Consider the following 18,138-nt stretch of genomic DNA (forward strand, 5'->3'; position numbering starts at 1 on the left):
TGAATTCTTCTATAACCGGAAACGAATCCATGGGTCGCTGGGATATTTGTCGCCGGTTCGTTTTGCCGCACAATTTACGGCTTAAGAGATTTTTTCATAAAACTTGTGTCCACTTTCTTGACGGAGGTCCATTTCTCCGACTATCTCGCCTCCCGGGCCCGTTCCCGGCGCTGTAGTCGGACTTTCTCCGACTATTCCGCCACCCGGGCTCGCGACCGACGCAACGCGCGAAAAAAAGGCATGGCGCATCCTCGGATGCGCCATGCCTTTTCCCTTTACGCTCTGAACGTCCGCTTCGCGAACTCGAAAAACGCCGCCGCCTCGTCCCACCTCGCGAACCCGGCCTGCGCCAATGTGTCGCTGCCCCCGCCCTTGCCGCGATACGCTCCCGCATGCTCCTTGACGAAGTCGCCGCACGCGAGACCGAACCGTCCGCCATGCGCGAGGACGACTTTGAACCCCGCTCGATCCGCAAGCAACACCGGAACGTCGGTCATCGCCGCGACTTTGCCCGCCAAGCCCTGCAATTCCTTCAGCGGCTTCTCCTCGAACGCGACCGCGATCGCGCCGTTGTCCCGCCGTTCCAGCAGCTCGCGGGCGACGTACGCGTCGCGCTGCTCCTTCAGCTCGGCCAGCTCCTTCTGAAGCTGCCGCTGCTCTTCTTCCCACTTCGCGAAGCGATCGAGAATGGCGTCCTTCCCGGCGTTGAATTTCGCGGACAGCCGGCCTAAGATCGCCGCGCCGTCGTTGAATTCCTCCAACGCGCGGAAGCCGCACTTGAACGTAATGCGCGTGTTGCCCTTCTGCTTCTCGGCGCGAAGCAGCTTGATCAGCCCGATGCCGCCCGTCGCCGATACATGCGTGCCGCCGCAAGCGTTGTATTCTATGCCTTCGATTTCCACGATTCGGACGTCTCCCGTCACCTTCGGCGGCTTAACGAGCGGCAGCCGGGAAGCCGCTTCCGCGGATACGACGTAGCTGGAAATCGCGAGATTCCGGAAGACGGCCTCGTTCGCCTCCCGCTCCAGCGCGGCCAATCGCTCCGGAGACAGTTCCGAGCGTTCCACGTCGATCGTCGCGCTGTCCGCGCCCAGATGGAAGCTCACCGTCATCGCGCCGTACAGCTTAAGGCACGTCGCCGACAACAAATGCTGGCCGCTATGCTGCTGCATATGGTCGAACCGGCGCCGCCAATCGATGCGGCACACGGCCGCAGCCTCTTCGGGCAGGCGCTCCACCTTGTGCAGCACTTCGTCTTCCTCGCTGATGACGTCCAAGACGGGAATGCCGTCGATCGTCCCGTAATCGCAGGGCTGCCCGCCGCCGTGAGGATAGAAGGCGCTCTCCGCAAGCGCGACGTACCACCCGTCTTCTCGTTGCAGCGTCTTCGTTATGCGCGTCTCCCACTCCGTCAAGTAGGCGGTGTCGTAATAGAGTCTCTTCGTCATCGCTTTCGGAACCACCGTTCTTCGACCAAGATATTGTCGTTCGTCGTCCGCATTCTAACACAAACCGATAAGTACGCAAAGATAAAGGCCCGAACGAGCTGCCGCCGGCGATGGCAACTCTCGAAGGGACGCCTTCCGCATCAGCCGCGCCGGAGATGACGTAGGACCGGCGTTACAGGGCGGCCCGCGACGAGCTTGCCGTTCGCGACGAAGCCTTCCTCGCGCCCTTCCAGCTCGCGGACGAGCGCTTCTCTCCACGCGGCGAGCTCCTCCGCCCGTTCCGGGCGCCGCGCGAGGTCCGTCCGTTCCTCGGGATCTCGTTCCAAATCGAAAAATTGCTCCTTGCCCGACTGCGAAAACCAAATATACTTCGCCTTGCCGTTCGTGAGGAATTGGTTGGACCACTCGCCCATCGCCAGTTCCCCATGCACGTAATTTCGCCAGTCCGCCGCTTCTCCTCTGCAGAGCGGCAGCAAGCTTCGTCCCTCCACCGTCTCGGGAACGGGCGCTCCCGCGGCATCGAGAAGCGTCGGCATGACGTCCCGAAGCTCGATCGGCGCCTCTACCCGGCTTCCCGCCTCGAGACCGAGCTTCCCGCCGGGGTCGCAGACGAGGAACGGAATTTTCGCGCTGCCTTCGTACGGGAGCCCCTTCCGAAACAAATGATGGTCGCCCATCAGCTCCCCGTGATCGGAGGTAAACACGATCAGCGTGTTTTGCAGCTCCCCGTGTTCCTGTATGGCGTTCAGAAGCCTGCCGATTTGATCGTCGATATGCGTAATGAGCGCGTAATACCCCGCTCTCGCCCGGTCGAGTCGGCGCTTCGGCAGCTTCCCGACGATCGTCGTCGGGTCGAACCGGCCGCGCTCCGCGGCGGCTTCGTCCGCCCAATCGCCGATCGGCGGCTCCGGCATGTCCGCGTCTTTATACATATCGAAATACGCCTGCGGCGGATCGAGCGGCGAATGCGGCCGAACGAACGAAGTCCAGAGGAAGAAGGGCTTCCCGGGATCTCTTCGCCGCAGGAAATCGATCGATTCCGTTACGGTCCAATTCGTCGGATGCAGCCCTTCGTCCAGATGCCACGGGCGCGCCATTGTAGAAGCGTTGCAATCCAGCCCGTGATCGGGCAGATCGGCGTCCGGGCCCGCCATGCGGCGAAGCCAAGGCAAGTAATCGTCGCATCGGTCGAAGTGCTCCCCGAACGAAGTCGACGTCTTCCGGTTATGATGCAAATAGCCGTCGTGCAATACGACGTTATGGAATCCGCATAGATTGCGAGTCGGATAGACGTGCATCTTCCCGACGCATTGCGTGTGGTAGCCATCCTTCGCGAGCTCGCCGGCGAGCATATGGTCATACGTCCACGGAACGCCGTCGGCGTAACCGACTCTTCCGTGCGAGCGCTGGCCCATGCCCGTCATGATGCCGGCTCTCGCGGGAATGCATACCGGCGTCGAAGAGTAAGCGCTCGTAAACAGAACGCCTCTTGCCGCGAGCGCGTCCAGATTCGGGGTTTCCACGATCGGATGGTTTAGAACGCTTAAGCAATCGAAACGCATCTGGTCCACGGTGATCAATAACAAATTCGGCTTCAAGGCCCGTCCCCCCCCAAAGTTTTCCTTCGCTTTCATCGTAGCACACCGTTCAGGGCACGAGTATATAGAAACGCAACGTCTCGTCGCCGGATCCGGCCGCGCCCATTTTTTAGAAAAGGAAAATCCCATTCCCGCATCATGTCGCGCCCGGCGACGGCACGAAGGCGGACGCTTCGCGATCTCGGTTCGGCAAGTTTATATCGGTTCGAAAGAAAGTCCGCTCTTCCCCGATCGTCCGCGACGGTTCCCCTCGTCATATGTCTCTGTGGCAAGCATTTCCTCTCGGAAACGGCATTCACCTTCCCGGTTCGAAGCTAATACAAAGATAGTAAACACGGAGGAGGGGAGTTGATACCGCTTGGAAGTCGTTATCTATCGCAATGTATCCGGGGAGATTACGATTCAAGGATTCGAACGTTATCTCTCCGCGTTGGACGAAACGTACCGCGTGGACCGAACGTTCGGGCCGAACGCGCTCTCCTATACGATCTGGGGCCGGAATGACCGGTACGCGCTTACGCTGCAGCGTATCGGCGCTAAGCATCGGCTGCAGCTGCATAATTGGAGGCTCGCTCCCGCCGACCCCGCCATCGTCGAGATGATGGACGCGTGCATCGTCGCATCCGGCTTAAGCGGCGAGAAGCATACGTTCCGCAAGGGCGTGATCGTCGCTACGATTTATAAGGATGGGAAAGCCTTCGCGTCGACCGCGACCGACGATCTGCGGTTCGAGCTGTCGCTCCGCAAGGAAACCTTGTTAGGCTGCATCGACCTGGCGTTGACAAGATACACGGAAGCGAAGGCGAGGAACGACGAACGAGCCATGTCGGACTACGAGGAGCGGTCGAAGCGGTGGATGACGGAGCTGGCGAAGATTCAGAAGCGAATGAACTTGCAGCGATGAACGGGAGTGATTGCGAATGAAACCGAATCGGAAAACGAATATATGCCAGTTTTATTTCGCACTCTCGAATGCCTCGAAAACGGAGCAGCCCAAGCCGACTGTCCGACAGGCGGGCTTGGGCTGTTCCTTCTACGGCGCGGATCCGCTTCGCCGAACCCGCTCCGCCAGCTCGCGGAACCGTTCGGCTCTCGCGAAACATTCTTCCAGGTAAATCGCTTCGTCTTCCAAGCCGCTTCGACGCAATACCGATTCCAGCGTGACGTATCCGTCATAGCCGGTATCGACCAGAACCCGGGCGATCCCCGACCAATCGACCGAGCCGGAGAACGGCACCCAGTGCGCGTCGCCGCGGCCGTCATTATCCGTCAGATGCACGCTCAGCAGCCGATCGGCGAAGCGCTCTAGAAACCCGACGCTCTCCCCCGTCCCCCGAAAAGCGCAATTGGCATGACCGGAATCGTAGCACAATCCGAGGAATTCGGCGTCGTACCGCTCGAACAGCCTCTCGAACTGCTCCGTTTCCTTCCGGTAGTCCGTCTGTACCAAATTTTCGACTGCGATCCTGACGTCCTTGCCGATACAATAGGGACGAAGCTCGTCCAGCGAACGAAACACGCGGCCGTACAGGTCGTCCAGACGCGGCGAATTCCACAACGCCGTCGGAATCGGCATGTGCAGGACGATAACGCGGGCGCCGCAGCGGGCGGCCAGATCGACGCGATTTTCGATCAGTTCGACTCCGGCTTTCCGCTCGTACTCGTTGAAAGACATATAGTCCTTCCGGATCCCCTTGCTCGCATGCAAATCGCCCATGACGAGCCCGTATGTCGACAGCCAGTCGGCGATTTGCTCGATCTCGGACGGCGCATACATATAGTCGCCGTTCCAATCGTGAATCCACTGAATGCTGTCGAAGCCCGCCGCCTTGATGCTCCGCAGGCAATGCTCCTCCCGGCCCGTATCCCCCAAATAGCTCGTGTTCAATGAAAGCTTCACTTCGCGCCTCCCGACGAATCGCGGCGGCGCCGCGGCGCCGCCGATCGTTCCTGTGTTATTGGCTGCTGAAGCGATCGTAAGCGGCTTGATAGATGGCAAGCATCTTGTCGAGCCCCATCCGGTTCAGCGTGTCCATGTATTCGTCCCATTCGCTCTCGATGTTCCCGTCGATGATCCACTTGGCGTGCATCTTGTTGACGTACGCGTCGATGTCGGTAAAGTACCGGATGCGCTCATCGTTTTCCTCCGCCGTGAAGAACAGGTCGGGGTATATGTCCGGTATCAAATACGGCTGGTACAGCTTGTCGATCTCCGACTTCGTCAGGCTGCCGGGCACCGTCTGCTGCACCCGCTTCTCCGCCAATTCCGACGTGCGGATGAACACCGACTTCGAGGCGGGCGCCGTAGAGTGCCGGAACTCGTTCGCGTTCATGCCTTCCGGCGCCGGGGTGTTTTCGATCGTGCCGTCCGGATGCACGAGGAGGTTGATGCCGACCGGGCCTTCCACCGCCTCCAGTCCGACCATCGGGTCATAGCTGCGGTCGATCCAGCGCATCGTGACCTCGGGGTGCTCGTTTGCGGACGTGATCGCGAACGCGCCCTTGCTCAAGAGGCCGACCGGGTACCGGTTCCAGAGCTGATGGCCTTCCGGCCCCTTGAGCGGGAGCATCACTTCGTAATCGTGCGGTTCCGTGCCGAAGACGTCGTAATGGTCCCACCCGATAAATACGCCGACGAGCGACTCCTTGATTTTCGAGAAATAAACGTTCTTGTCATGCGTCAAACTCTCGACATCGACGAGGCCCTCCGCGTAGAGCCGGTGCAAATACTGGATCCCCTCCTTGTAGGAGGGCTGCGCCGCGGTGTACAACACCCGATCCCCGTCCATTCCGATATGATTCGGCCGGTCCGTCATGCCGAAGGCGCCGAAAAACGAATAGATGCCGTAATTTTGGTGGCCGAAGAACGAAAACGGAATTTCGTCGCCGGCGTCGCCGTTGCCGTTCATATCGTTGTCCCGAAACGCCTTCAACGCCTCGTAAAATTCCTCCGTCGTCGTCGGCACGGACAGTCCGAGCCGATCGAGCCACTTCCGGTTAATGAACAAGGCGTCGCGGGAATCCGGGTAGCCCTCGTCGATCGTCGGCAGCGCATAAATATGTCCGTCCGGCGCGGTCAACTCTTGGCGGAAGCTGGGATTGGCTTCGAACACCTTCTTCAAATTCGGCGCATACTGGTCGATCAGGTCCTCCAGCGGGATCAGCAGCCCCTGCGTTCCGTATTTCAACACGTCCTCGCCGGACAGGATATGATGGCCGTAGAAAGCGTCCGGCAGATCGCCGCTGGCGAAGATGAGGTTTTTCTTTTCGTTCCAGCTCGAATCCGGGTTCATGCTCCATTCGATATGGACGTTCGTCGCTTCTTCGTACTGCCGGAAGAAGGGCAGTTCTCCAAAGTCCTTGGATACCGCGCCTTTGGCGCCGGCGAAGTGCAGCGTCAGCTTGTCGTCGACGATCGGGTAGCCGCTCGGGCGGAATCCAGCCGGTGTCGGCGAAGCCGAAGGAGTCGGTTCGGCGGTCGCGCCGGCGGCGTCGTTCCCGCCGGTCCCGCCCTCGGTGCCGGACTCCGTCGCGCAGGCGGACAACAGCAGCGTCGTCGCCAGCGCGAAGCCGGCCGCGGCGCGATTGCGATTTCGAGTATACATCGTATCCAAAGCCCTCCGTTCGAATTTCTAATCTATCAGCCTTTCAACGAACCGATCATGACGCCTTTGACGAAGTACTTTTGCAGGAATGGGTACAGCGCCAGCACCGGGAGGCTCGCCACGACGATCATGCCGAATTTCATGACCTCCACGATCCGCTGCTGATCGGCGGATGATGCCATGTCCGACGTCATGCCGTCCGACACCTCGCTGGCGATCAACAGGTTGCGCAGGACGATCTGCAGCGGCATCAGCTCGTCCCGGTTCAGGTAGATCAATGCCTGAAAATAGGAGTTCCAATGCCCCACCGCGCTGAACAGCGTCAAGACGGCTACGATCGGCATCGACAGCGGCAACGCGATGCGCAAGAAAAACAACGTGTTCGGACAGCCGTCCACCGCGGCCGCTTCCAGCAGCTCCTTCGGAATCGTGCTTTGGAAGAACGTTCTGGCGACGACGATGTTGAAGGCGGAGACGGCGTTCGGGACGACCATCGCCCACATCGTATTGACCATGCCCAGCTCCTTGACGAGCAAATAGGTCGGGATCAGCCCTCCGCCGAAAAACATCGTGAACACGATCGCGAACGTAAACAAGGTGCGGCCGGGCAAGTCGCGCCGGGACAACGCGTATCCGCCCGTCAACGTCAGCGCGACGTTGATGGCGGTTCCGACGACGGTGTACAGCAAAGAATTCCGATAGCCGTACCCGACCGCTTCGTCGCCGAAGATGCGCTCGTAGCCTTCGAACGTCATCCCGCGCGGGTACAACCATACCCGCCCCGCGTTCACGAAGTCCGGGTCGCTGACGGAAGCGATGACGACAAAGTACAACGGGTACAGAACCGCCGACAGCAGCAGCGTCAAGATACAATAATTCGCGGCGTCGAACCATCGGTCCGAGCGGCTCCGGGTTAACATCGCGGCACCTCCCTACCACAAGCTCGCTTGCTTCATCCGCCGGGCCCATCCGTTCACCGCGACGAGCAGCGCGAAGTTGATCGCGGAATTAAACAATCCGATCGCCGCCGAATAGCTGTACTGGGCATCCAGCAAACCGACCTTGTACACGTAGGTCTGAATGATTTCCGACGAGTCGATGTTGAGCTGATTTTGCATTAAATACACCTTTTCGTATCCGACGGTCATGAAGCTGCCGACGGTCAAGATCAACAGGATGACGACGGTCGGCGCGATGCCGGGCAGATCGATATGCCGGACGCGCTGCCATTTCGAAGCGCCGTCGACGACGGCTGCTTCGTGCAGCTCCGGATTGACCGCCGTCAGCGCCGCCAAATAGATGATCGTCGACCAGCCTGCGTTCTGCCAGACGCCCGAGAAGACGAAGATCGTCTTGAACCAATCGGGGTCGGCCATGAAAAAGACCGATGTCCCGCCGAACATCCCGATAATCTGATTGACAAGTCCGTTCCGCGGGGACAAAAACAAGTTCAACATTCCGACGATGACGACGACGGAGATGAAATGCGGCGCGTACGTGACCGTCTGCACGAATTTTTTGAAACGTTCCGAAGCGAGCTGATTGATGAGCAACGCCAACGCGATCGGCGCCGGAAACGCGATCAGAAGCTCGTAGAGGCTCAATCCCAGCGTGTTACGCAGAAGCGTCCAAAACTGGAACGATTGAAAAAAACGCTCGAAATGCTCCAAACCGGCCCAAGGACTGCCCGCGATGCCCTCCGCGGCGATAAATCGCTTGAAGGCGATTTGAACGCCGTACATCGGAATATAATGGAACACGATAAAATAGAGCAGCGTCGGCAGCAGAAACAAATATAGCTCATAACTCGCCGCCACCTTCCTGCCGAGCTTCCGAACGTTGCCTCGTACGCTTCGCGCGTTCCGGTCCGTCTTCACCCGGACTTGGCCGCTTACGATACGATCCCTCTCCTTTCCTCGCTGATGAGATGTCGCCGATTGCCGTCGGTCGAGCCATGCGCGGCCCTCCGACGCCGACATCCGAAGCATAGCGGATCGCGTCGAGGCTTGCCTATCGGCCGATACTGCTTAACGTATGCGGATTCTGACAATTACGGCGACGCGGCGCATCGGTCGAATCTGAACCGATGTGCCGCGTCTGTCTTTACTCTGCTTGTTTGTACAGCCGCCTAAATTCGCCCGGCGTCACCCCGACGGACCGCTTGAAGGTGCGAATAAAGCTGGAGGCGTCGTAATAGCCCACTTGTTCGACGATGTCCTTTAACGGACGGTCGTCCCGGGCGAGCAGCTGCTTGGCCCGTTCGACCCGCAACCGGTTCACGTGTTCGGAGACGTTCTTCCCCGTCTGTTCCTTCACGTACCTGCTGACGTACGATTCGGACAGTGAAAATCGTTCGGCCAGCTGGCGGACGGAAAATTCGGGATCGGCGAATCGTTCCTCGATATACGCCAGCATCGGCGCGATCAGCGGCGCTTCGGCCTTCCCCAGTTCGATCAGCCTGCATAAGTCGATGCATGCCGCCATCACCCGTTCGGTAAGTTCCTCCACCGTGTCGAAGCGCATCAGCGACAATACGTTCGGCAATCGTTCCGTCGCCCCGGGCAAGGCGTTCATCTCCGCCATCGTCTTCAACACCGTGTTGACGATGTCGAAACAGAGACAGCGCGCCGCGAACAGCGTCGCGCTCCGGTCGCGGATCGCCGCCGCGATGCCGCCGAGCACGTCGGCGATTCGTTCGGCGTCGCCCTGCCGGATCAGCGTCTCGAGCCGCTGCAGTTCCTGCGTCGGATACGAAACGGCGCCCGATTCGCTTTCCGACACGTCCTGGAAACGGATGATTTTTCCGTTCCCCCGGATCAACTTGAAATCCGCCGCCGTCGACGCCTCGAGGTACGACTTGCCGATCCGTTCGATGTCCGGATACGCGTTTCCGACGCCGACGGTGGCCGCGATGCCGCGCTCGTCGCGCAGCGACCGGTGCAGCTCCTCCACCCAAGCGGCAAGCTCGCCGTCGTCCAGCGCCGTCGACATGAGGAACGGAATGCGGCGGTCGTCCAGATCGTCTTTCCCGTACGCTTCGATCTGTTCCGACGCGTTCTCGGCCACGAGGCTGCGGAGCGTCGCTTTGTGCGCCGCCGCCCGTTCCGCCGCCAAGTCGAACATGATGACCAAAAACCGAGGATGGGAGAACGATACGCCGTATTCCCTTCCCCGCTCGTTGAACGCCGAAACGTCCGAAACCTCCCCCCTGAGCACCTGCAAGAGCAGATGCTCCTGAATCGCGGATCGATTGTTCTGCAGCTTCTGCCCGAGCTCCCGGTTCGACTGCCCCATCCGATCGATCAGCGATCGAACCGTATCGAGCTCGTCGGCTTTACGGTCGGACAAGCCCCAGCGCGCGTCCGCCCACCGCACGAGCTCGCGGATCGGGTGGTAATTGACATAAACCAAGCCGTAAATGATCAGTCCGCCGATCAGCACGATCAGCATCAAGTTGAGAAGCCAACGGTCGCGCATCTCATGAACGGGTTTCATCACCTCGGCGACCGGAAGCATCGTCACATACGTCCACCCCGTCAACTTGGAACGAATATGCGATATATAATGGTCCGTCCCGTCGACGGAACGAATATGTAAGCTCGGCCCCGCCGCGTCCGGAAGCAGCTCTGCCGCGTCCGGCAAGCCGCCGGCAGGCTTCAGCGACGCGACGACGTTGCCGTTCCGGTCGAGGACAACCGTATTGCCGCTTCGATCGGTCCGCTCCGGCGGCAGCAGCGCGTCTTCGGGAATGAGAAACAGTAACGTTCCGTACGGGTTGTTGCTCATGAAGGGAATGGGCACGAGGTAGGTCACCAACCGGGTCCGATCGTTCCGAAGACGGACCTCTTCCGCCGGCCGAAACGCCGGTCTCGACGCGGCTTCGATCGCTTGCCGAAACTGCGCTTCGTCCCAATCCCGGTAGCGGTAAATTTCGTTAATGAAGCGTTGCGTCTTGTAAGTGCTTACAGAGGAATATAAATAATCGCCGCCGCGAATATACAGGAGCATCTCGTGCACAAACTCGTTCGCCATTTTGTAATTCAGCAGCGCTTTCGCCCGGTACGCCTGATAAAAACTGCGTTCAAGCGCGTACGGCGTCAATTCGGGGTTCGCCGCGACCTCCACGGCGATCTTGTTCATCTGGATCAGCTTGGCGTCGACCTGTTCTTGCCATTGGAGAATGCGGTTCTGGTGGCTGACGGTCACTTCGTCGTGGATCAGATTCACCGTCTGCTCGTAACCGGAAATCCCGAGGAACAAAATCGGCGCGAGCAGGACGGCCACGAACGAGGCGACATATTTGTAGAAGATGGGGACTGCTGCTTTCAGCTTCATGATCACACACCCTTTCCAAACCATGTGGCTTGTCCAGAAGTATTGTACCATTCCTGAATCAGCGTGGGATTAACGGATTGTTGACTGAATGTAAAAGACGCTGAACAGCGTGCCTGGATAAAAAAAGAGGTCCTCGTTGCAAACATCTTGTTAATTGGTCAGACGTTAAAAAAAGCCCGCCGCGAGGGGGCGCTCGCGGTTCGGGCTATGCGTTAAACTTCAGTCGTTCGCTACCGCTACCCAATGGCCTTTCGACCATTCGACGAAGGAGGAGCGCCCGAGTCCGTACGGATCCGACTGCATCGCTTCGGTTTGAGGAACATGTCGCTTCCGCGATTCGATGCCGGGGTCGGGAACCGGAATCGCCGCGAGCAGCGATTTCGTATACGCATGAATCGGATTCGAATACAGCTCCTCGCTCTCCGCCAGCTCTACGATTTTCCCCTTATACATGACCGCCACGCGGTCGCTGATATGCTTGACCATCGACAGGTCGTGGGCGATGAACAAATACGTCAGCCCGAGCCGCTGCTGGAGCTCCTCCAGCAGCTTCACGATCTGCGCTTGGATCGACACGTCGAGCGCCGACAGCGGCTCGTCGCACACGATCAATTCGGGTTCGACGGCCAACGTGCGCGCGATGCCGATCCGCTGCCGCTGACCGCCGGAAAACTCGTGCGGATACCGCATCGCATGCGACTCGTTCAAGCCGACCATCTCCAGCAATTCCGCCACGCGCCGCATCCGCTCCCGCTTGCCGAGCGCCATTCCGTGCACGTCGAGCGCTTCGCCGATGATGTCGGCGACGCGAAGTCTAGGATTGAGGGAGGAGTACGGATCTTGGAAAATCATGCCCATATGACGCCGCATCTTCTTCATCTCGGCGCGGTTCAGCTGCTGCAGCGGGATGCCCTTGAACAGCACCTCGCCGCCGGTCGCTTCGTGCAGGCGCAGGATCGTCCGTCCTGTCGTCGACTTGCCGCTCCCCGATTCGCCGACGACGCCCAGCGTCTCTCCCGCCCGGAGGTCGAAGCTGACCCCGTCGACCGCTTTGACGAGCTGTCCCTTGCCGAGGTCGAAATGTTGACGCAAGGAGCGGACCTGAAGCAGCGGCACGTCGTCTTCGCTTCGGACATACGCCGGCTTGAGCTTCGGCTTCTTCTTCTCGTCGAGCCGCGGCAGCGCGTTCAGCAGCTTAACCGTATACGGATCCTGCGGGTCGGCGAAAATCCGCTCGGTCGCGCCCGTCTCGACGACTTCGCCGTCCTTCATGACGACGACGCGGTCGCACATGCCCGCGACGACGCCGAGATCGTGCGTAATCAAGATGATGGAGGTGCCTAGTCGGCGCTGAATTTCCTTCATCTGGTGCAAAATTTGCGCTTGGATCGTGACGTCGAGCGAAGTCGTCGGCTCGTCGGCGATGAGCAGCGCCGGACGGCAAGCCAAAGCGATCGCGATCATGACCCGCTGCCGCATCCCCCCGGAAAATTCATGCGGATATTGGGCGTACCTTGCCTCGGGGTTCGAAATGCCGACCAGCTTTAACATCTCTATCGCTTCCCGGCGAGCTTCGGATGCGGTAAGCTTCTGGTGCTTGATCAAGCTCTCTTCGATCTGCCGGCCGATCCGCATCGTCGGATTGAGAGACGACATCGGATCCTGGAAGATCATTCCGATCTCCCGGCCGCGAATGTCCTCCATCTCCGCATCGCTCTTCTCGAGAAGATTTCGTCCTTGAAACCAAACCTCGCCGCTCTTCACCATCGAGGGAGGCGAAGGAAGCAGCCGCATGATCGTTCTCGCGGTGACGCTCTTGCCGCTGCCGGATTCCCCGACGATGCCGAGCGTCTCCCCTCTCCCGACCTCGAAGCTGACGTTGCGTACGGCTTGGACTTCCGCGTCGCGCGCGAAGAACGAAACGGATAACCCGTCAACTTTTAATAAAGTGTCCATGGATTCACCTGACCTGATATGATACTTAATGATATAATATAACGGTGTTTAATTGTTTACGAGATACTTTTTCTACGAAACCCGTTTCATAGAGGAAGCTTGACTTTTCAAATGTCTCAAATTAAAGTATACTAAACCTATCGGAATAATACAAATTAATTCATTCTATAAAAGCAAGGAGCCGACTCGCTTGATAGGGTACGCCAACGCCGCCGGAACCGGGTATTCGGACCGCTTGTCCGCCATATACCGCAAAATGTTACTTCACCCGACCTATCGCCTGCTCCTTTTGTTATCTGGGGCGCCGGTCACCGTCATCGTGTATGCGATGCATCTTCTTCGGAAGTCCAAATCCGGCTACGCTCGTCGCGCCGCGGAAACGAGAGCCCAACTGCTGCAATCCGGCTTACGGGAAACTCTCGTCGAGGAAGCCGCGGAGCAGCTGCGCCGGAAGCACCGCTTCTTCGGTCAAGCCGCTGACGCCGAACGCATCCGCCGCGAAGCCGAACGGATCGCGTCCAAGAAATTCGACGCCGCGGTGCGGGAACGCCTGGAGCTGCGGCAAGCGGAAGAAGGCTCGAACGGGGCGGGGCTGGACGAGACGTTCCGCCGGCTGCTCCGGCATCCCGCTTTCTTCGCGGTCTCGCTGGCGCTCGGCTTGCCGATGTATCTCCTTATGGGCATCTACGCCAACGCGTATTTGAAGTACGTCGCCGAACGTTTGATGATGGCCGTACTCGTCATTTTCGGAGTAGCGTTCCTCGTCTTCACGATTCTCTATATTTCCCCGATGAATCCGGCGGCCAACATCTTAGGGGAAACCGCGACGGCCGAGCAGATCGCCAACTTCAATCGCATCTACGGTTTGGATCAGCCGTATTTGGTGCAATTGTGGAATACGATCAAGGGCATCCTGACGTTCGATCTCGGCAGCTCCTTCGCCGGGAACGAGAACGTGACCGCGTCGATCGCCAATAAATTTCCGGTGACGGTCACGCTGACGGCGATCTCGACGCTCATCGCGATCTTGATCGCTCTGCCGATCGGCATCGTCTCCGCGACGCGCCCGAATTCGTTCTTCGACTATACGTTCATGTTCATCGCGCTGCTCGGATTGTCGATTCCGAACTTCTGGCAAGGCTTGATCTTCATTTTGAATTTCTCGATCAAGCTGCACTGGCTTCCCGCGACGTACAATCCGGCGAACTGGCTGTCGGCGATCATGCCGATCGTCGTTCTCGGCACGGGGCTGACGGCGGCCGTCGCGCGGATGACGCGTTCGTCGACGCTCGAAGTCATTCACGAGGATTACATTATCACCGCTAAGGCGAAGGGGCTATCGAGCCGCAGCGTGTTATGGAAGCACGCCGTAGGCAACGCGCTCATTCCGATCGTGACCGTCATCGGACTGCAGTTCGGAGGCATGCTGGGAGGCGCCGCCGTCACGGAGAAGGTGTTCAACATCAGCGGCATCGGAAGTTATATCGTGGATAAGCAGTTCATTCCCGACATCCCCGCCATTATGGGGGGCGTCGTCTATACCGCGATCACGATTTCGATCGTGAACGTACTCGTCGATTTGCTGTACGCGTTCTTCGATCCAAGAATTCGTTCCAAGATGAAACAATACTAAAGCAGGTGCTGCCGTGATTCCGACTACACTAACCACGCATGAAATCCGGTTCAAGCTGAAGTCGAGTGCCGAATACGGTCAAGCGAGCTTCGCCGGCGTCGTCAGTTTGGCTTTGGCGCTCCTCTTCCTTCTGAACGCCTATCGCTTCGAAGAAGGAACGTTCCAGCCGGTCGCGCTCGCCGCGAGCGTCGCTTACTTCTTATTCGGCGGTCTGCAGCTTGCCGTATGGGGACTCATCCGGCGCGATTTGATTCGGTCCGGCGCCATCTCGAGGACGACCCGTTCGCTCGGATACGCGCTTATGCTGAGCCTCCTCGCGGGCAACGTCTTCGTCGCCGCCGCCGCGTTCCAATTGGCGAAGCGCGAGAAAACCGCGGTGTACACGCTTGCTGTATACACGCTGCTGACGACCTTGCTCGTCTTCGCCGTGTCGGCGCTCAATTTATTTAAGCCGTACGTGGCCAACACGTTCCTGTTGGGGATGTTTCTACTGATCGTCGCGGCCGCGATTCAACTCGTCGCTTTGCTGCTGGTCGCGAAATTCGGAGGCCGCGCCGCGCTTCCGCGCTGGATGGGGGTCGTCGCCGTCGTCCTGATCCTGACGGCCGCGTCCGGCAATTTGTTCGCGCTCTTCCTCGGGCTGCTGTTGCTCGCGCGGCTCCGGGACGAGGGCTTCTCCTCCGGCTCGAAGCTGGGCGAAGTCGTCGATCGGCTGTCTCGCAGCTCGACATCGATGCTGGGGTTGTTGTTCATCCTGTTTCTGCTGACGATGTCGATCACCAGTTATCTCACGTTCGATTACGGCATGGCGGTCGAGAACGACTACGGGAACATTTTGCAGCCGGTCAGCTTGGCGTATCCGTTCGGCACGGACAACTTCGGCAGAGACTTGTTCTCGCGTATCGTCTTCGGGGCGCGGATCTCGCTCGCGGTGGGACTCGCCTCGACGATCATCCCACTCGTTATCGGGGGGCTCCTAGGCGCCGTCTCGGGCTACTACGGCCGCCATACGGACAACGTCATCATGCGGGCGCTCGATATTTTATACGCCATTCCCGGCATTCTGCTGGCCATCGCCATCATCGCGGCGTTCGGCGCCAGCACCGTAAACCTTATATTGGCCCTTAGCGTCGGCGCGATTCCGACGTATGCCCGAACGATGCGGGCGAACGTTCTGCTCGTCTCGACGTTGGAATACGTTCAGGCGGCGCGGGCGTTCGGGGTCGGCGATCTGACGATTCTTTTCAAGCATATCCTCCCGAATTCGATCGCCCCGATGATCGTGAAGTCGACGCTGACGATCGGCACCGCGGTCATCTCGACCAGCAGCTTAAGCTATCTGGGACTCGGCGTCGAGCCGCATATTCCGGAATGGGGCAACATCTTGAAGCTGGGCAGCGCCTATCTCGAGACGCACGCGTTTACGGCCGTCTATCCGGGGCTCGCGATTATTTTGCTCGTGCTGTCGTTTAATTTTCTCGGCGACGGTTTGCGCGACGCGCTCGATCCGAAGCTGGACTAGCCGCTCGGAACTTTCGAAACCTCATTCATATTCCATCGCTTCTACGTTGCCAAACATGAATGATCGATGATTGAATGTGAGTTTAAATAAAAATATATTTACCTATTGGAGGAGAAGGCAATGAGAACCAAAGGCAAATTTTCCGCGTTGTTGCTGCTCAGCTTATCGATCGTGCTTGGCGCCTGCAACGTCACCACCAAAGACGAAGCGACGGAGACGCCCGAGCCCGCGCAAGAGACGGAAGCCGTCGTCGACGGCACTCCCGTCGATATCGAGCTTCTCGGCATGAGCTCTAACGAAGCCGATCTGAACATCGTGCGCGACCAGCTCACGAAGAACGGCTTCAACGTCAAGCTGAACATCCAACCGGACTACGGCAGCTTCAAGTCGCAGCAAGACGCCGGCAACTTCGACATCGCGTTGTCCAGCTGGACGACGGTGACCGGCAACCCGGATTACGCGGTTCGCTCCTTGTTCAAGACCGGCGGCGACTACAGCATCCTCGCGGATGCGGAGATCGACGCGCTGATCGATTCGGCTTCGAACCAAACGCCGGATCAGTATACGGAGACGTACAAGCAATTCGAGCAGCAGCTCGTGTTCGATAAGGCCTATATCGCGCCGTTATACAATTCTTTGAAGGCGCAAGCGTTCAATCAGGACGTCCTGAACAAGGACACCGTTCGCATTTCGAAATCCCGTTCGCTCCCTTGGGAAGAAATCAGCTTCAAGGACGCGTCGAAGAACGGCGCCGAACCGCTCCTGCTCCAATCGACGATGCCGACGCTCACGTCCCTCGATCCGATCAAGGGCAACGACGGCTCGATTAACATCATCAACACGAACCAGTACGTGCGTCTCGTCAATCTGACGGACGACGACAAGATCACGTCGGAAGGCTCCTTGTCTTTCAACCATGCGATCGCGGAAGGCAACTCGGACTACTACTTCATCTTGCGCGACGATATCAACTTCGCTGCGATTAAGGATAAGCTGGCCGTCGATACCGGCGAACGCGTCGGCGCGGACGACGTTATCTTCTCGCTCGAGCGCGCGCATAACAAAGATTCCGTACCGGACCACCGGACGTACACGCTTCACGAGCACATTCAGAGCGTCGAGCTCGTCGCGGACGTAGCCGCCCTCGAAGCGACGAAGGTATCCGGCAGCGACCAAACCGTGAAAGCCGCGCTGGAGCTAGGTCTCCCGGCGAACATCGCCGAGCTCGTCGCCGACAAGACGCAATCCGACAGCAAGTCGGGCAAATACCAAGTCGTCAAGATGACGACGACGAAGCCGTTCCCGCAAGTGCTGAACTACCTGGCGCACCAATCCGCGGGCATCGTGTCGAAAAAACAAGTCGAAAGCATCAACACGTACGACGTCGCGAAGTTCGACGTAAACAAGGACATTCCGTACGGCGACCAGAACACGGTTACCGAAGGCCCGGCATACAACAACACGTTGTATACGAGCGGTCCGTACATCTTGTCGTACAAGAACGATTACGAAGCGGTCTTCTATAAGAACCCGGCTTACATGAAGGGCACGAAGCACGAGCCGAAAATCAACAATATCAACGTCCGCTTCATTAAAGACGCAGACAGCTCCCTGTCCGCGCTCCGCAGCGGCGAAATTCATCTGTATTACGGCGTATCCGAGACGAAATACGACGTCGTCCGCGGCGACAGCAAGCTGTTCCTGCAGACGATCCCGAGCAACGCCGTATCGTACTTGCTGTTCAACACGGCGAACCGCCCGGTCGCGGAAAGCGCCGATTTGCGGAAAGCCGTCCTCTACTCCATCAATCAGGACGAGATTCTCGCTTACTACAGCGGTAATAAATTCAAAGCCGTCTCGACGCTCAGCCCGTTGGTGCAGACCGGTCTGGAGCTGACCGCCGATCCGGCGAAAGTGAAACAATTCTTGGACGCATACAAAGCCGGCAAATAAGCGATTCCGACGAAAAGAAGGCTGCCTTCCGCCGCGACACAACGGCGAAGGCAGTCTCTTCTTATCCCGCGCCGCATTCGAATCGAAC

At 58.7% G+C, this 18,138-nt stretch carries 12 protein-coding genes; 4 read left to right on the forward strand and 8 right to left on the reverse strand.

The features are described from left to right. Positions 1-275 precede the first annotated feature (275 nt). On the reverse strand, positions 276-1,448 hold the full coding sequence (locus FE782_RS26850) for an alanyl-tRNA editing protein (RefSeq protein ID WP_138197450.1): 1,173 nt from the start codon (positions 1,446-1,448) through the stop codon (positions 276-278). Between the two features lie 140 nt (positions 1,449-1,588). Then, positions 1,589-3,046 (reverse strand): arylsulfatase, encoded by a 1,458-nt coding sequence (locus FE782_RS26855; RefSeq protein WP_238392671.1) that lies wholly within the window; start codon positions 3,044-3,046, stop codon positions 1,589-1,591. 358 nt (positions 3,047-3,404) lie between these two features. Between FE782_RS26855 and FE782_RS26860 the strand changes: the two genes are divergently transcribed. Then, positions 3,405-3,950 carry a hypothetical protein gene (locus FE782_RS26860; RefSeq protein ID WP_138197452.1) on the forward strand — a complete coding sequence of 182 codons (546 nt, stop codon included), beginning with the start codon at positions 3,405-3,407 and terminating at the stop codon, positions 3,948-3,950. 129 nt (positions 3,951-4,079) lie between these two features. Here the strand turns inward: FE782_RS26860 and FE782_RS26865 are convergent, their stop codons facing one another. From FE782_RS26865 to FE782_RS26890, 6 genes are all read right to left on the reverse strand, one after another. After that, positions 4,080-5,045: a sugar phosphate isomerase/epimerase family protein gene (locus FE782_RS26865; RefSeq protein ID WP_138197453.1), complete on the reverse strand. Its 966-nt coding sequence runs from the start codon at positions 5,043-5,045 to the stop codon at positions 4,080-4,082. Next, entirely contained in the window at positions 5,002-6,651 is a 1,650-nt protein-coding gene (locus FE782_RS26870; RefSeq protein ID WP_138197454.1) for an extracellular solute-binding protein, read from the reverse strand. The genes FE782_RS26865 and FE782_RS26870 overlap by 44 nt, the downstream gene beginning before the upstream one ends. A gap of 35 nt (positions 6,652-6,686) precedes the next feature. Beyond that, the gene (locus tag FE782_RS26875) at positions 6,687-7,571 is read right to left on the reverse strand and encodes a carbohydrate ABC transporter permease (RefSeq protein WP_138197455.1); all 885 of its coding nucleotides are present in this window, start codon (positions 7,569-7,571) and stop codon (positions 6,687-6,689) included. A gap of 12 nt (positions 7,572-7,583) precedes the next feature. Continuing rightward, positions 7,584-8,528 (reverse strand): ABC transporter permease, encoded by a 945-nt coding sequence (locus FE782_RS26880; protein ID WP_238392672.1) that lies wholly within the window; start codon positions 8,526-8,528, stop codon positions 7,584-7,586. A 226-nt stretch (positions 8,529-8,754) separates the two neighbouring features. After that, positions 8,755-10,986 carry a helix-turn-helix domain-containing protein gene (locus FE782_RS26885; RefSeq protein WP_158299569.1) on the reverse strand — a complete coding sequence of 744 codons (2,232 nt, stop codon included), beginning with the start codon at positions 10,984-10,986 and terminating at the stop codon, positions 8,755-8,757. 219 nt (positions 10,987-11,205) lie between these two features. Continuing rightward, positions 11,206-12,942 carry an ABC transporter ATP-binding protein gene (locus tag FE782_RS26890; protein ID WP_138197457.1) on the reverse strand — a complete coding sequence of 579 codons (1,737 nt, stop codon included), beginning with the start codon at positions 12,940-12,942 and terminating at the stop codon, positions 11,206-11,208. A 190-nt stretch (positions 12,943-13,132) separates the two neighbouring features. Here FE782_RS26890 and FE782_RS26895 point away from each other — a divergent pair, with 190 nt between their 5' ends. The 3 genes from FE782_RS26895 (at position 13,133) to FE782_RS26905 (ending at position 18,050) form a co-directional block, all read left to right on the forward strand. Beyond that, entirely contained in the window at positions 13,133-14,575 is a 1,443-nt protein-coding gene (locus tag FE782_RS26895; protein WP_439116460.1) for an ABC transporter permease, read from the forward strand. Between the two features lie 13 nt (positions 14,576-14,588). Further along, entirely contained in the window at positions 14,589-16,097 is a 1,509-nt protein-coding gene (locus FE782_RS26900; RefSeq protein ID WP_138197458.1) for an ABC transporter permease, read from the forward strand. A 120-nt stretch (positions 16,098-16,217) separates the two neighbouring features. Further along, complete coding sequence (locus FE782_RS26905) at positions 16,218-18,050, forward strand: ABC transporter substrate-binding protein (protein ID WP_138197459.1); 1,833 nt, start codon at positions 16,218-16,220, stop codon at positions 18,048-18,050. Positions 18,051-18,138 lie beyond the last annotated feature (88 nt).

Source organism: Paenibacillus antri, from assembly GCF_005765165.1.
GTDB classification, from domain to species: Bacteria; Bacillota; Bacilli; order Paenibacillales; family YIM-B00363; genus Paenibacillus_AE; species Paenibacillus_AE antri.

Bases quoted from the DNA above. Each gene is read 5' to 3' on its own strand.
- FE782_RS26850 (WP_138197450.1), bottom strand. From the start codon at position 1,448: ATGACGAAGAGACTCTATTACGACACCGCCTACTTGACGGAGTGGGAG.
- FE782_RS26870 (WP_138197454.1), bottom strand. From the start codon at position 6,651: ATGTATACTCGAAATCGCAATCGCGCCGCGGCCGGCTTCGCGCTGGCG.
- FE782_RS26875 (WP_138197455.1), bottom strand. From the start codon at position 7,571: ATGTTAACCCGGAGCCGCTCGGACCGATGGTTCGACGCCGCGAATTAT.
- FE782_RS26885 (WP_158299569.1), bottom strand. From the start codon at position 10,986: ATGAAGCTGAAAGCAGCAGTCCCCATCTTCTACAAATATGTCGCCTCG.
- FE782_RS26890 (WP_138197457.1), bottom strand. From the start codon at position 12,942: ATGGACACTTTATTAAAAGTTGACGGGTTATCCGTTTCGTTCTTCGCG.
- FE782_RS26905 (WP_138197459.1), top strand. From the start codon at position 16,218: ATGAGAACCAAAGGCAAATTTTCCGCGTTGTTGCTGCTCAGCTTATCG.